Annotated in this window: 17 protein-coding genes; 8 read left to right on the forward strand and 9 right to left on the reverse strand. The window is 44.6% G+C overall.

The annotated features are described in order from the left end of the window. The first annotated feature begins 106 nt into the window (after positions 1–106). Entirely contained in the window at positions 107–301 is a 195-nt protein-coding gene (locus KO533_RS07765; protein WP_081729053.1) for a hypothetical protein, read from the forward strand. A gap of 121 nt (positions 302–422) precedes the next feature. On the opposite strand, the gene truC is transcribed toward KO533_RS07765, so the two are convergent. Together truC and KO533_RS07775 are read right to left on the reverse strand one after the other, a co-directional pair. Beyond that, positions 423–1,268: a tRNA pseudouridine(65) synthase TruC gene (gene truC, locus KO533_RS07770; RefSeq protein ID WP_219253550.1), complete on the reverse strand. Its 846-nt coding sequence runs from the start codon at positions 1,266–1,268 to the stop codon at positions 423–425. Further along, on the reverse strand, positions 1,255–1,575 hold the full coding sequence (locus KO533_RS07775; protein ID WP_028760615.1) for a YqcC family protein: 321 nt from the start codon (positions 1,573–1,575) through the stop codon (positions 1,255–1,257). The genes truC and KO533_RS07775 overlap by 14 nt, the downstream gene beginning before the upstream one ends. 163 nt (positions 1,576–1,738) lie before the next feature. Between KO533_RS07775 and KO533_RS07780 the strand changes: the two genes are divergently transcribed. Both KO533_RS07780 and KO533_RS07785 read left to right on the forward strand, forming a co-directional pair. Beyond that, positions 1,739–2,752: a DUF3549 family protein gene (locus KO533_RS07780; RefSeq protein WP_219253551.1), complete on the forward strand. Its 1,014-nt coding sequence runs from the start codon at positions 1,739–1,741 to the stop codon at positions 2,750–2,752. Beyond that, positions 2,749–3,135 (forward strand): DUF3301 domain-containing protein, encoded by a 387-nt coding sequence (locus KO533_RS07785; RefSeq protein WP_105249728.1) that lies wholly within the window; start codon positions 2,749–2,751, stop codon positions 3,133–3,135. The genes KO533_RS07780 and KO533_RS07785 overlap by 4 nt, the downstream gene beginning before the upstream one ends. Positions 3,136–4,878: 1,743 nt before the next feature. On the opposite strand, the gene KO533_RS07790 is transcribed toward KO533_RS07785, so the two are convergent. Both KO533_RS07790 and KO533_RS07795 read right to left on the reverse strand, forming a co-directional pair. After that, positions 4,879–5,184 (reverse strand): DUF962 domain-containing protein, encoded by a 306-nt coding sequence (locus KO533_RS07790; RefSeq protein ID WP_219253552.1) that lies wholly within the window; start codon positions 5,182–5,184, stop codon positions 4,879–4,881. Then, the gene (locus KO533_RS07795) at positions 5,168–5,815 is read right to left on the reverse strand and encodes a GNAT family N-acetyltransferase (RefSeq protein WP_219253553.1); all 648 of its coding nucleotides are present in this window, start codon (positions 5,813–5,815) and stop codon (positions 5,168–5,170) included. The genes KO533_RS07790 and KO533_RS07795 overlap by 17 nt, the downstream gene beginning before the upstream one ends. A gap of 150 nt (positions 5,816–5,965) precedes the next feature. Between KO533_RS07795 and KO533_RS07800 the strand changes: the two genes are divergently transcribed. Next, the gene (locus KO533_RS07800) at positions 5,966–6,199 is read left to right on the forward strand and encodes a DUF2789 domain-containing protein (protein WP_028760620.1); all 234 of its coding nucleotides are present in this window, start codon (positions 5,966–5,968) and stop codon (positions 6,197–6,199) included. A gap of 11 nt (positions 6,200–6,210) precedes the next feature. Here KO533_RS07800 and KO533_RS07805 read toward each other — a convergent pair whose 3' ends face one another. Continuing rightward, on the reverse strand, positions 6,211–6,618 hold the full coding sequence (locus tag KO533_RS07805; protein ID WP_028760621.1) for a DUF3192 domain-containing protein: 408 nt from the start codon (positions 6,616–6,618) through the stop codon (positions 6,211–6,213). A 164-nt stretch (positions 6,619–6,782) separates the two neighbouring features. On the opposite strand from KO533_RS07805, the gene KO533_RS07810 reads away from it, so the two are divergent. Then, positions 6,783–7,166, forward strand: a complete 384-nt coding sequence (locus tag KO533_RS07810) for a hypothetical protein (RefSeq protein WP_028760622.1) — start codon at positions 6,783–6,785, stop codon at positions 7,164–7,166. Further along, positions 7,166–7,939 (forward strand): Zn-ribbon-containing protein, encoded by a 774-nt coding sequence (locus KO533_RS07815; protein WP_219253555.1) that lies wholly within the window; start codon positions 7,166–7,168, stop codon positions 7,937–7,939. The genes KO533_RS07810 and KO533_RS07815 overlap by 1 nt, the downstream gene beginning before the upstream one ends. 96 nt (positions 7,940–8,035) lie before the next feature. Here the strand turns inward: KO533_RS07815 and syd are convergent, their stop codons facing one another. Next, on the reverse strand, positions 8,036–8,686 hold the full coding sequence (gene syd, locus KO533_RS07820) for a SecY-interacting protein (protein WP_028760624.1): 651 nt from the start codon (positions 8,684–8,686) through the stop codon (positions 8,036–8,038). Between the two features lie 59 nt (positions 8,687–8,745). Here syd and queF point away from each other — a divergent pair, with 59 nt between their 5' ends. Further along, positions 8,746–9,603 (forward strand): NADPH-dependent 7-cyano-7-deazaguanine reductase QueF, encoded by an 858-nt coding sequence (gene queF / locus KO533_RS07825; protein ID WP_105249734.1) that lies wholly within the window; start codon positions 8,746–8,748, stop codon positions 9,601–9,603. Between the two features lie 82 nt (positions 9,604–9,685). Here the strand turns inward: queF and KO533_RS07830 are convergent, their stop codons facing one another. Beyond that, positions 9,686–10,627 carry a LysR family transcriptional regulator gene (locus KO533_RS07830; protein WP_219253556.1) on the reverse strand — a complete coding sequence of 314 codons (942 nt, stop codon included), beginning with the start codon at positions 10,625–10,627 and terminating at the stop codon, positions 9,686–9,688. A gap of 123 nt (positions 10,628–10,750) precedes the next feature. Between KO533_RS07830 and KO533_RS07835 the strand changes: the two genes are divergently transcribed. Further along, positions 10,751–12,739 (forward strand): alkyl sulfatase dimerization domain-containing protein, encoded by a 1,989-nt coding sequence (locus tag KO533_RS07835; RefSeq protein WP_219253558.1) that lies wholly within the window; start codon positions 10,751–10,753, stop codon positions 12,737–12,739. Positions 12,740–12,910: 171 nt separating this feature from the next. Here KO533_RS07835 and KO533_RS07840 read toward each other — a convergent pair whose 3' ends face one another. Beyond that, complete coding sequence (locus tag KO533_RS07840; RefSeq protein ID WP_219253560.1) at positions 12,911–13,456, reverse strand: hypothetical protein; 546 nt, start codon at positions 13,454–13,456, stop codon at positions 12,911–12,913. A gap of 88 nt (positions 13,457–13,544) precedes the next feature. Continuing rightward, a complete protein-coding gene (locus KO533_RS07845) occupies positions 13,545–14,414 on the reverse strand; it encodes a 4'-phosphopantetheinyl transferase superfamily protein (RefSeq protein ID WP_219253561.1) in 870 nt (289 codons plus the stop codon). Between the last annotated feature and the right edge of the window lie 494 nt (positions 14,415–14,908).

A 14,908-nucleotide genomic window follows, 5' to 3' on the forward strand; every position in this document is an offset into this window, starting at 1 on the left:
GCGTTGTAAACCTTATTAGGCTGACCTTACTTTATTGTTCAGCGTATGAGCAAGCTAAGGCGCAAATTTTTTATAAATCAAGCCATTGAGCGTGAGAAAATATCTAATGCGACAGTCCACCCGCCAAAAACACCTCAAGCAGCACCACAAAACAACCCATATTCGACGTAAAAACTACTTCCACTCCGCCCAGCAAAATCTCATATCGCCACTTGCACTCACGTCTGGATTCTCAACCTTAGCCGTCATGATGCAAGAGCTGCGGCCACAAACAGCACAAACGCCACAACTCCCCGATTAAGCAATCAACCTCGTTTTAAATTCGATGACTTTAGTTTCAATAACAAAGCAAAGTGAATGCACTTAATTTTATTCACGCGGCTAAGTTGATATCACCATATCAAGCATTGGCCGCTTGCTGTTCACGCCTCTTGGGCGATGAATAACTCAGCTTGCTGACTCAAGGTCGCCTCGTCCCAACCTAACTCGACAAACACGGTTTCCCACTCGGACTCGAGCTCGGTTTCTATGCTGAGCCGAGTTTGAGTTATTGGATGTGTAAAGGTGAGTTTTTTTGCGATAAGCCACAGGCGATTAATACTGAAATGCTCACGAAAAAATGCATTTTGCTTACCGTCGCCATGGGTGGTATCACCGACGATGGGGTGGCGTAAATGTGCCATATGCCTTCTAAGCTGATGCTTACGCCCCGTTTTAGGACTCAAGCGTACCAGTGCGAATCGGCTAGTGGGATATCGACCTGACGGATACGGAATTTCAGTATTGAGTAATGGCTCATAAGCCGTCACAGCCTCCTGCGCGGCTTTGTTAGGATCGGCATTCTTATCGCCTAATTCATCCAACTCAACCTTAAGCGCATAATCTAAAATACCGCTCTCATGCATATTACCGCGCACTAAAGCCAAATATTGTTTTTCAATCGTATGGGAAGCAAATTGCTCACACAGAGCATTGGCCACTTCACTACTCTTGGCAAACAAGAGCACGCCGGATGTCGGCCTGTCGAGACGATGTACAGGAAACACATGGCAGCCCACTAAGTCACGGGTCAGCTGCATGGCAAAAAATCGCTCCCGACGCGCTAAATAACTGCGGTGGACCAATAAGCCTGCGGGTTTATGAATTGCCACTAAGTGCTCATCTTCATAAAGAATTTCAATCTCAGGCGCCTGCTCTTCTGAATCGTCCTCTTGGGATACATTCACTGCATTTTCAGGCGTTTCAAGCCAGATATCATCTTGATTCATTTAACAACATATCCAATTCATTCAATAGGCTAATTAAAGTTTGGCGCGGGGGCATATCCAGCCAAACATGTTCAGCCATAGGGGCAATCGCAATTTGAGTCGGCAATGGCGCCCCCGTTTCGATTAAAGTCTGCATTCTAGGCAGCAAAATAAACTGCAGCCACTGCTCAAGGGGCATAAGATCACAGGCAAAAGGTGCTGTGCTTGCCATTGCAGCGGCAGAAGGCGCTTGCTCAGACCACAACTCAGCCGCTTGTAGCGCGTGGGTAATTTGAGCCAATTTAGCTTGGGTTTGACTGTATAACATAGCTTTCAGATCCATTCTTATATTAGCCCTTTGTGATTCAAGAACTCCCCACAATTCACTGGCCGAATAGGTCGATTAAAGTGCCGCAATCATACCATCCAGACGCACTTCCCCCTATAATGGCGCCAATTTATTGAGCCTCTTTGATTGATATGGCAGCCAAATGACTGAAATTACTACTTTAAGCCAGTTTTTAACCACAGCCAAAACCCAGTTCCAAGTGTATGATCTTGGCCGTAGGGTGCAACATATTGATATGCTCGCGTTTCACCAAATCGAATCTCTGTCAGCCCCTTATCCTTATCCCATTCAAGGGCATGCACAATTTGCTATTGTCTTTTGGGATGCGAGCCAGCAACACTTTATTTGGTTTCTAAAACTGGCGTTAGATGAGCAAGGATTACTGTCGCCTGCACCGCGCTCACAATTTATCGAAATGATATTAGCGGCATTAGGGCAAGATCCCACTCAGCCACTCAGTGATGAGCAGCAAGAACGACTCGCGAATAATCCGTTTAATTTCAAGCCAAGCCAGGAAAAACTTGCCGTATTTAACGCACTCGTTCGTAAACAACTTGGCCAGCGCGCTTCATCACAATACGAGTTTGCCGTGCAATATCTGTCAGGCCAAATTGCCCCATCACAATGGCAACATATTGGAATGCAAGGCATAGCCGATGTGTGTGTACGCACAAAAGAATTTGATCATGAGCAGCACTTGGTATCGAGTTTTGATACAGCCGCCATCGAAGTGCAAATCGCCCTATGCCAATGCCTTGAACACTTACTGATTAGCGACACACTCGCCGATAAGATTCTCGCGAAACTTCAAGACGCAGCGCCAGAACACCAAGCCTATTTCCTTCGCGCTTTGGCTTCTAGCGCCAAACACAGCCAAAAAGCGTTTGCGCATCTACACGGCCAATCCTCTTTAGATACCAATGCCCTCATCAGCATTGCCGGACGTAATTGGTCGGTATTAAAACAAGATTCAAGTCGCAGTCTTTACTTAGAAGCTCTGGCACTGCAGCCCCAAGCCTTTTTTAATCAGGTCTTTACTGATATTGTGGCTATTCCTAGTTTGCGCAATCAACTACTAGGCGAATTAAGAAATCCCAATCGAAGTGTTCAACTATCACAAGCCATAGGTGGTTTGTTTAAGGCAGCAAACAAATGATGTCAGATTTACTGTTAATTATTGGCCTCGTCGTGATTGCCGCATTCTTTTGGCAACTACGCCAAATGGCAGAGTTGAGCCGTATTTTTGCCGAAAAAGAATGTTGGCGACAAAAAGTTCAACTGTTAGCCATTGCCATGGAAACTGCCCGCCCTAGCATTGGCGGCACGACGGGGATCTGCTGGAAGGCGAAATATTTATTTGAATTCAGCACCGACGGCATTAACCAATACCGTGGCCATATTTGGATGCAAGGCAAGAAAATTCAAAAGATTGAATGGCCTATCTTCCCTGAGCCAGAATGGCATGAAGCCCCAACGTCACAGGGTAAGTTTGGCGGGTGTGGTACGCAAAGTGGTTGTAACTCAGGCAAATGCCATTAAGCTTTTATCGACAATGTTGGCTCAAATAAAATGTGAGCCAACATAGAGAGCAAGACATCATTCTTTTTTATCGTAAATACGGCTAAAAAATAACTCACTGTCAAAGTTAAAAAAGAAAGGGCGCGGCCCTAAAGCCACGCCCTCCTATTCTCTGTTAAGCTATCCCGCTATTTTTGTGCTCCCTGCACCATCCATGCGTCAATCTGCGTCCTGCTTCATCCCTGCTCAATCCTTGAGGTCCTTGTACTCATGTACTTCCCTATCTCTTGGTCATCCAGTCCCAAGCTTGCTCTTTCCTGAGCGGTTCCATCATCATCCATGAAACGGGTATTGCATCCATTCAATTGCACTCCCTGTGCCATTGGCCATCCTATGCAATGAGTCTATCAATCCTTGATAGTCTCCTTTCCTTGGTATTGGCTCTCTTTCATCCTGAAAGACCTATATCCCTATCTTTCCTTAAGTCACATTCCTTAGTCACTGTTCGATCATCCTGATCGCCAACATCCTGTTGCCCGTAACTCCTTCTACAAGATGAATTCTACGCCAACCAACAAAAGTACTCATTGCGGATTATTTAAAATGTTAACGAAGATGGTGAGTTCAATTGACAGAAAATATACTAACATACTGATATAAATAAAAATAATAACTAGCCACAAGACATGACCACCCTTTGGGCTTACAAATTACTTACATACTTGTGAGAGATCTCTTACACGGAGGATGGCAATTCGAATCAAAAGTAAGCAAAGCGCTAGATGTTCTCCCCTAAAGGACTTATGCATAAACCGCTATCGCTCAAAATTCGACAAGCATTCGGCGCATGACCAAAACACAGTCAACACAGAGTAAATCATTGGGCAATAAGAGAAGTAGGACTGGTGAACATGCTTTACGGCAAGATGTCTTTAAGCAGCGTTAAGATAAAGTCTGTGTGAATAGCGTTATAGCTTGGCAAAGCCAGATTAATGCTGAAAATGAACCAAAGAAAAGGGCGCAACTAAAGTGCGCCCCATTTATCCTTTGTAAGCCGTCCTGCTCGATTTGTGCTCCCTGCACCATCCATGCGTCTGCTTGCGTCCTGCGTCGTCCCTGTAATCCCTTTTCGTCCCTGTGTATCAAACTTACGTGAGATAACACTCAGTCCCTTGACCTGTAAATCCTTTTTACAGAGCCTGTCACTTCCTATGACGTATTCCTATTGCATCCTGCAAAATTTATTTTCCATAGATTAGTACAAGCTGTTCACCCTTATACTTTATCCTTATCTCGACACATCCTGTTTCGAGTTCATGCTTAATCCTTAAGCGTGTCCTGTATTCTTCCTGAAATTCATCATCCTGACGATACAACTCACTGTCCCTAATCATCCTTGAAAAGCAATCCTGCTTTTCCTTAGCCTATCCGAGGCGAATGACAGTTTTCCTACCGTCAGCGATTTCAACCTTGAAATCTTAATTCGTTGCTTCTTGCGTCCCTTTGGCCTGTTTCGCTTTCCTTGCTATCCATTTGCTTTGGCCATGAGTGAATTCTACGTTAACCCTAACGTTTTTGTTCGGCTCAAAGAACGGACTACAAAATTAATTACGGACCAACCAAAGAAAAATAAATACAAACCAATGATTCTATTTAAAATTAAATATTGTAGGACAAAAAACAATCAAAAAGAAAACATTATGTCCTACAACGTTTGTAAGCGATCTCTCACACGGGCATGGGCATCTCACTCGGGCAGTTTTTTTAATGTTTAAAAAAGCGGCGGATCATCTGCGCAAACATCACCCAATCTGCCATCAAACTGTAAAAAGGATACTGAAATGTCGCGGGTCGATTCTTCTCAAATACGAAGTGTCCCACCCACGCAAAACCATAACCAACAATAGGAATGAACCAACATAGCCACCAGGCTTGTGAAACCAAGGCAATGCCAATCAGCAGCAGAACTAAACAACTGCCAACAAAGTGTAATTGCCGACAAATCGGGTGCTGGTGTTGGGATAAATAGAAAGGATAAAAATCGGCGAAACGTTTATAAGAGTGAGTCATCTTGTTGAACCGAATAGAATAAAAGTTGGCCATGAATACTGCCAATACTCAGCTCGCCTATGGATACAAAGTCATGCTGAGTAAACAGTTGCAAGTGGTTCTCCTGAGCGATAAACACACCAATGCCATCCAAATCAGGCTGCTCATCACACCAACTCACCACAGCTTGTACTAACTTATGTCCAAGTCCTTTGTGCTGTTCATTTGGTGCAAGAGCAATAAACTGCAAAATACCGCAGTGCTTACTGGGTAAAAGTTCAATAATACTGGACTCTTTGTTCATTAGTGCTTGAGTCGATTGCCAACCTGTACCTAACAACATCTTTAAGCGCCAATGCCAATAACGCCCTTCCCCTAAAGGCACTTCTTGAGTAACTACACAGGCTAACCCAAAGAGTCTTTCATGGTCGAATAAACCAATGAGGGCTTGTTTTTGTTGCCATAACGTATTGAGTTCTTCCCTGATTGCGGCGCGCAATTTTTGCTCATAAGCGGCTTTGTCTGAGGTAAAGAGTGAATCGACAAAAAAAGGATCATCATGGTAAGCGTTATAGAGAATAGAAGCGGCAATGCGTAAGTCTTCCGCGGTCAAATAGACTGCGCGGCAGTCCTCCAGAATTTCATTGTCCATCGTTAGCATTCCTTGACTTAGCTCACACTTTTTTATGCGTAACTGTTAATCTACCAAGGAAACTAAAAAGTGCAAATTTTAATCATAGATTGCATTTTTCAATCAGGCGCTTACTCTAAACGAAGGCACTATACTGAAAAGGAAATAATGATGGATACAACTCCAGTAGACTTAAGCCACTTGTTTGAGCAACTCGGTTTAGACAGTAGCGACGAGGCCATAGCGCAGTTTATTGCAACCCATGATATCGACCATCACATCCATTTAAGCCAAGCGCCCTTTTGGACCCCTGCCCAAAAGAGCTTTATCATTGAAGGTTTAGAAGCCGATGCCCTCTGGACTGAGCCCATTGAGCAATTAGACACTCAGCTACGTAAACGATAAGACTCGTTGGTTCAGATTTTACCGTAAGCCGTTTCACCCCAACCCACTAAGGCATTGTTGCTCAGCACGATAGGCGTGCATTCATCCTTAGTGGTTTTTCCATCGCCATTATTACGCTGGGTACGATAAAACAACACTAAGACTTCTTTATTGGCTTCACCTTGTTGAGCACTTTGTTGAATATAGGCTTCACTAAAATCAGCGGTGCCCATTAAGATCATCACTTGGTCTTTGGGCATCCCTAAGCTCAGTTTGGTTAAGTTAGTGCGATTTTTATCCTGCACTTTCTCCCATGATTCGCTGCTATCCCAACCCGATTCTCCATCACCGACATTGACCACGCAGCCGCTAAGACCTAAGCTTGCGAGCCCTAAAAAAGTGATGGCGATAAGTTTGTTATTCAATTTATGGTTCATCATGTGACATCCTGTGTAATTATTATTGAAGCTTAATAAATGGTATTTCGGCTGGACAATAAGCAAAATAAATGCCACAAGACAACACACTGTTTTTAAATGAAAAACTTAATTATTATTTTAAAATTGGTTTAAACAATTCAACAAAGTAAGGAATTTTGCTAATTATGAGTCCCCTTGACCAAGTATTAGCGGCCGCACGTTCGCTCGAAGCCTGCGGTAAAGTACCGAGCCTTGCCTTAATTAAAACCCGTTTAGGTAGTAGCCTACCTTTACCTATATTGATCCAAGGCTTACAGCAATTTAAATCTATGCCTAAGGCAGATCGCGAGCGTTTAGCTGAGTTGCAAACTATCAGCCCTACAACTGACGTTCCCGCAACTAACGATACCTTAACCCTTGCAGTGCTCGCCGAGCGCCTGCAGATGCAACAGGCGTATTTTGAACGTCATGCTGAGCAGCAAAAAACAGAAATAATGCAATTAAAAAACGAACTGCTTGAACTTAAACAACGCATCAACTTATTAGAAATCCAAGGAAAAACAGCTTAATGTTTGTCACTGAACTGCGCTTCGAATGCTTCGCCGACACCACGATATCTGCCGCCGAGAAGGCCATTAATCAGCTCCTTGAAGCCTATCGAGCTAATGGCCAAATCATAGGACGAGAATTTGCGGTCGCCTTTAATGACGGTGAGTTTAGAGTGCGTTTATTGATGCCAGAGAAAAGCAGTTTAGCGCACAAATATCACAGCCCTTGGGTCAAAAAAGCCTTAGTAGAATTAACCGACGCTAAACTACTCGCGCCGCGGGAAAAGTTTATTGGTCAGGATATCAATTCTGAAGTAAGTAATACCGAAACACCCAGCTGGCAACTGCTATACACCAGTTTTGTGCATATGTGCTCGCCCCTACGCAGCGGCGACAATTTATTGCCCATTCCCCTGTACCGTATACCCGCAACCTTTAATGGCGATCATAAACGTATTATCCGTTGGCAGAGCGAATGGCAAGCCTGCGACGAGCTGCAAATGGCAGCGGCCACCAAGGCAGAATTTGCCGCGCTAGAGGAATTATCGAGTTCTGACAGTGATTTATTTCGCAGAGGTTGGGATTTGCGCGGTCGTATCGAATATCTCACTCAGATCCCGACCTATTACTACTTATATCGCGTTGGCGGCCAAGATTTAGCCACAGAAAAAACGCGACCTTGCCCACGTTGTGGCAGTCATGATTGGAAACTCGATGAACCTTTATTGGATATGTTTCATTTTCGCTGCGAGCCTTGCCGCATAGTGTCGAATCTGTCTTGGGATCATCAATAATATCTGTTTACCCCTTGCAGAACTCAACCTAAGATAAGCCACGCTTAGGTTGAGAGTTAACACTTAGGTTGAGAATAAAAATGTCGATCACAGAAGTTAACGTTTACCGAAAAGGTTTTGCCACATACGTTTAAAACTGGCGAAAATACCAGGATGTTCTAATGCGGGCATAGGTAGTTCTTCATGTTTAACGGGTGGTGCTATCCGTGGCGATAATGCTTCAATAAACGCAGTCAAACTCGAGGACAATTGCTCAGATTGCACTTCACCAGGGATTTCAATCCATACGCTACCATCACTGTTATTGATGGTGAGCATTTTATCTCCCTCATCTAACAGACCGATAAACCAAGTCGGTGACTGCTTCAGTTTTTTCTTCATCATCAGATGACCAATCAAGTTTTGTTGCAGGCAATTAAAATCGTCATCATTCCAGACTTGCAGTAACTCCCCTGTGCCCCACTTAGAGTCAAATAATACTGGGGCGGAGAAATAATGACCGTAAAAATCATTGATCTCTGGCCATAAAGTTAACTCCAGTGCATGCTCTACATTGGCGAAACTGCCTTCAACTTTGCGTTTCACTGGCTGCCAAGAAACGGCCTGTTCAAGATCCGGTTGAAATTCGCCTTGAATACACACAGAAGGCTCACCCTGTGGGTAATAACGCGGTAGTTCACCTAAACTCGTTAAGTAAGCTTGATGATAGTTTTGCAAAAATTTATCGAGTGCGGGCAGACAAGACACTTAAGCACAATCCAATTTCAGGTATAATGTGCGCCTATTTTGACATGGAAACAGTATTGATGACACAGAATCACGATCCCTATAGTGATGCGCAAGCGCTTGTTGGCCTGACTTTAGGTAAAGCCACCGACTACCAAGCCGAGTATGATGCGTCGCTGCTGCAAGGGGTTCCACGCTCACTAAACCGTAATGCTATTGCACTCACTGGGACGTTACCGTTTCATGGTGCCGATATCTGGACGGGTTATGAGCTGTCTTGGTTAAATGCCAAAGGTAAGCCTATGGTGGCCATAGCTGAATTTCATTTAAGCTATGAAAGCCTGAATCTGATTGAGTCGAAATCGTTCAAACTGTATCTCAATAGCTTTAATCAAACCAAGTTTGATAGCCTAGATTCACTGCAAAAAACCTTAGTGCAAGACTTAAGTCAGTGTGCTCAAGGTGATGTTAGCGTTAAGATTATCGAGCCAAAAAGCTTTGGTATTCAGCGTATTATTGAGTTACCTGGCACTTGTATTGACGATCTCGATATTGAAGTCAGCGATTATAGTTTTAATCCTGATTACTTAGTTAACAGTACAGACGATAAGCAAACGGTCGCGGAAACGCTTAATTCAAACCTGCTGAAATCCAACTGTTTGATCACTTCGCAACCCGATTGGGGCAGCGTGATGATCCGTTATCAAGGCCCTAAAATCGATCGCGAGAAACTGCTGCGCTATTTGATTTCTTTCCGCCAACATAACGAATTCCACGAGCAATGTGTCGAGCGAATTTTCGTCGATTTAAAACGTTTTTGCCATTGCACTAAATTGACAGTTTACGCCCGCTACACGCGTCGCGGTGGTTTAGATATCAACCCTTATCGCAGTGACTTCGAGCAACCTGGTGAAAGCCACAGACTCGCAAGACAGTAATGACCTTCTTAGGCTATTAGATTAACAATCTGAGATAGAAAATAAAATTTAAAAACTGCAACAAAGCTCTGAATCGCTAGCCCTAGCTGCTCGCTAGATTCAGAGCTTTTTCATTCACAGTGTTTGCACTCGCATTAAGCAATAAACGCCGTAGCCATTGGTGGCTCGGGTTTTGGGTATATTTACTGCTCCACACCATATACAAATCAATTGGCCTTGTTTTCAGGGGCATAGGTAAAATCTGTAAGCCGAACATCTCAGCGTACTGACTGGCGTACCGCAAAGGCGCTATGCCTATCGCCTCACTTTTGCCGACAGTTGCAAACATACTCAATAAAGATGATTGCTCACTGTACATTTTGCGCCTTGGTAACACGCCTTCGGTAAACAAATCCCCTGCAGTCAAATTAAAACGCCGCATATTTAAAAAGACGTGTTTCTCCTCAAAATACTGCCCATGGGTGATAGCACCTTGAATACGAGGATGCTGCAAACTGACGATACAAACGAGGGTTTCGGTGAAGAGTAATTTGCTCGAGAGCAAACTTTGCTGCGCGGGCTTAATGTCTATGGCAACGGCGACCCGCTCAAGCAAAATATCGCGATATAGCTCATCCTCCTGCGGCGGCGACTCGCGGAAAATGACTTCAATATCCGCATTCTGTAATAAAGCCTGCACGCCTGATTGCAGCGCTTCGATAACCGACTCATTAGCATATACATAAAAGCGCCGCTGGCTCGAGTTGGGATCAAAATGCTCAAACCCCAGTAATACGGTTTCAATATCCGCCATGGGCTGCTCAAATTTACGGTACATCTCCCGTGCCACCGATGTAGGCTCAATTCCCCGTCCAACTCGATTAAACAGCGACTCCCCGACCCAAGCCCTGAACCGGCTTATCGCATTGCTCACGGAAGACTGAGTTAAATCTAACTCCTGCGCCGCTTGGGTGAATGAACGAGTACGGTAAACCACCATAAACACGCGTAATAAATTTAAATCTAATGGCTTTCGTGTCGGCATAAGGGAGCGCACTCATTCACTATATGAATATTACAACCCAAGCTAACTCGAGTTATCTAAATACACAAGCTGGCTATACTCAAACCATCAACGACACTATCCCACTTTTTGGTAGGTAAAATAATGCAAAAATCTTTGATGACAATGAGTATTATCGCCAGCTTCTCTTTAAGCGCCGTGGCCGCGGAACACGAGCATGAACATATTAGCCTGCACTATCAGGGAAAGCCTGCGACCCAGCAAACCGCTGAGGTCAACAAGGCCACAGCAGCCACTCTAAATTACACCGATAAAAAAGCCTTTGAAGAGTTTTCTAAAAATCTCATCGCCGAACTCGATGAACCAACTGCCGCCATTTTACGCACCGAATTCAGCTTTATCGGCGACAAAACCCCAGACACAGTCAACCCATCACTCTATCGCCAAGCCCAGTTGAATATGGTGTCTAACGGCTTATACAAGGTCACAGATGGCATTTATCAAGTGCGTGGCACAGACTTATCGAACTTAACCCTTATCCGCGGTAAAACGGGCTGGATCCTTTATGACGTACTGCTCACCAAAGAGTCAGCAAAGCAATCCCTTGAGTTTGCGCTTAAACACTTGCCCGAGGGCAATGACTTACCCGTAGTCGCAATGATTTATTCCCACAGTCATGGAGATCATTTTGGCGGCTCCCGCGCCATCAAAGATATGTTCCCAAACGTCAAAGTCTATGGTTCCAATAACATCACCAAAGAAATTGTCGACGAAAACGTGCTTGCCGGTAATGCCATGAGCCGCCGTGCCGCCTATCAATACGGCGCCACATTAGAGCAAAACGATCAAGGCATTGTCGATGCCGCACTTGCTAAGGGATTATCCAAAGGCGAAGTGACTTACGTTAAACCCGATGTCACCTTAAATGCCAAAGATAAGTGGGAAACACTCACCATTGATGGCATCGACATGGTGTTTATGGATGCATCAGGCACAGAAGCCGCCTCGGAAATGGCCACCTATATTCCCTCAATGAAAGCATTGTGGACCGCTGAGCTCACCTACCACGGCATGCACAACATTTATACCTTACGCGGGGCAAAAGTTCGAGATGCGATAAAATGGTCTAAGGATATCAACGAATTACTGACTCATTTTGGTAATGATGCACAGGTTATATTCACTGCCCACTCAGCCCCCGTATTTGGCAATACTGATATAAACCAATACTTAAGAATGCAAAGGGATAACTATGGCCTAGTGCATAATCAAACCCTGCGTTTAGCCAATAATGGCGTGGGTATTCAAGATATTGGCGATGCGATTCAAACCACTATCCCTAAGGCTGTGCGCGATACTTGGTACACCAATGGTTACCATGGCACCTACAGCCATAATGCCAAAGCCGTGTACAACATGTACCTTGGCTATTTCGATATGAATCCCGCCAACTTAAACCCACTACCGACAAAAGATGAAGCGACGAAATTTGTGGAGTATATGGGCGGAGCTAAAGCCGTAGTGAAACACGCCAAAGCCGACTATGCCCAAGGCGAATACCGTTTTGTGGCCACCGCACTCAATAAGGTCGTGATGGCAGAACCTAATAATAAAGAGGCAAGACAATTACTTGCCGATACCTATGAGCAACTGGGTTATCAAGCCGAAGGGGCTGGCTGGCGTAACATTTACCTCACTGGCGCCCAAGAGTTACGCGTAGGCATTCAACCCGGCGCGCCTAAATCGGCCTCAGCAGATATTTTAGGAGAAATGGAAATATCGACCCTATTTGACTTCCTCGCCGTAAAAGTCGATAGCCTCAAAGCTGCTGAACTTGGGCTAATCAGGCTTAATGTGATTAACCCCGACACCCAAGAAACGCTCTATGTTGAACTAAGTAACGGTAACTTAAGCAATATTAAGGTTGATAAACCGATGGAGGCCGATGCCAATCTTTATATTGATAAACGCTATATTACGGGGATTTTACTCGGAAAAGTCACACTTAAAGAGTTACTGGCTAAGGGTACTGCCAAGTTAGAGGGTGATAAAGATGCCTTCGGTAAGATAGCGTCGACCTTAGTAAAGTTCGATGAAAGCTTTGAAATCGTCCCACTACCAAGCGCGAAATAACCAAATCAACGCCCTGAATCTTCAGGGCGTTTTATGGAAAAATTACACTCGCACTAACCATTCTGACACTTGGCGAGTCGTGTTCTGTAAGCAAAAGAGTGAAGTACGGATAGTCATTTGCACGGCATGTTCTCTCGTGCAATCTTTAAAGGCTAGATTAAAGTAAGAGAATTAATTCGCAGACTCTGGCGTTGGGACTGAAGTTTTGCACTCAAGCAATAACTGCTGAAAATGCCCGCCTAAGTCTTGCTGGGCAAATTGCTCGCTCGCGGTCACCATTTGCTTAAGGCTTTGTAAGGCTTGATCTAAACCTTGTTGCTCGATAAGACTTTTAGCATAAGCCGCCGCATCGACGCCCTTTTGTAGCAAGCTCGCGACCTGATCAAAACTGATGTCTTGCTCCATTACTTTCTGTAAGTCCCCCAGCAGCTCTGCCACCTTAGCAGACTCCACCAGCGAGCCTTCAACATTGACTAACTTACCCAGCGGATCTTGGCTGAGTTTTTCAGCCACACAGGCCGAAACTGTGCCAGCTGCCGCGCTTTGCGCCACAACATCTAAGCCATTGGCACGAATTTGCTCAACCACTTGCTGCAACTGTGGATCTTGGGCTAACCAAGCCTGCTCCAATTGCTGCTTTTCATCGCCACCAAAATAACCACAACCAGATAGCAACACCATCATAGTGGCAGGTATTAGGCACTTAATCCGTTTCATTGTTAAACCTCATTTATTTCATTCAAATTCAAAATATTATGGGCGTGACTATACCCAGCAATGTTTAACCGAAGATGAATAAGACCAGTTAACCACAATTGGCAAGTAAGGCTTCTATGCTGCTCAGTTGCGCCGTTAGCATTATGGAAATCTCGGTGTTACCAGCATGCCCTAAGCTCACGGCAAAACGGTACTCCTCGGTCAAACGCCCAAAATAGGTTTGCCAATACAATGAACTTGCATCAATGGTTTGCAGCGGGATATTAGGATAGACACTCAGCAAAGGCGCCACACCATAGAACGGCATCAACGCTGCATCTTGGCATCTAAGCTCAACCGATCCGGCCACCAATTGCTCGAATGGCTTTAGATCAAAGCCGAAGGATTTAAGCGACTGCGCTAAACCTAGGCCAGTCGCCTTAATATAGGATTCCTTTAACGCCCATAAATCGAAAAAGCGCTGCCGCTGACTCGCTTCATCGACAAGGGTCAACAAAGCCGCAGTTTCTTGGGCGGAAAAATAATGATTTAGGATTGGATAGATATCCGTCTTCGGCCGCGATCTTTCAATATCGACCCCAAATAGACCAGACTCAACACCATGAAACTGAGTCACACCAATCAATAACCAATCGCCGCTATGGCTTAAGTTAAACTCAAGCCCCGTTTGCTGTTGCAATTTTGCCGTTAAACTCGGCTTACCCTTAGCGCCATATTCAAAACACCACTCGTGTGGCAATAAATCCGCATAGCGAGATAACACGGCCCGCAACGCTGCCCTGACCTGTAATCCCTTCATTTGCGCCTTGGGATCGCGATAACGCGCGACCTTAGCGAGTTCATCATCACTTAACCAAGACTGAGCGAGTGATATTTGCGGCAATGAAATATCGCTCAGTGGAATAAAAAATAGATCCACATTCACGCCGTTTTTGCTAGATGTTCTGGAGTCGGTCATTTGAGGGCCTTGCAGGACAAAGCCTTGCGGCTGATGGTTATCATTGTCTGGCTTTTTGGAGAGCACTTAGCAACATTCTTATCTCGGTATTGTCTAGGTTCATCGTTATCTGAGTTCATTATGCATCTTAAATAGTTTCAACTAAGCCCGAGTTCAATTCTGAGCAACTCTCTAATTAGAGCAATTCTTAGAACGACTCTGAACGCCATCCTAAGCGCAAATTTTTGCTGCAATTGCACCAAGATTTTGCGCCCAAATTAACAGGTTTAGCCGCACAGTCTCATTCATGACGAAAGGGCCAGTAAGCCAATATTGGGCTATTTTACCCCGCGAACTCAAAAAAGCGGTCTTTATCGCCCCTAAAAATTTAACTCTTCCACTATCAAAGTATTAAAAAGCCCAAGCGGTCAACGAAAACCCAACATAACGCACAGAAAATACCATTACTCAACGAAAGCCAATAAATTCCAGTCCCAGATGATTGTATCGACCCG

It is taken from the genome of Shewanella sp. NKUCC05_KAH, from assembly GCF_019345585.1.
Classification (GTDB): domain Bacteria; phylum Pseudomonadota; class Gammaproteobacteria; order Enterobacterales; family Shewanellaceae; genus Shewanella; species Shewanella oncorhynchi.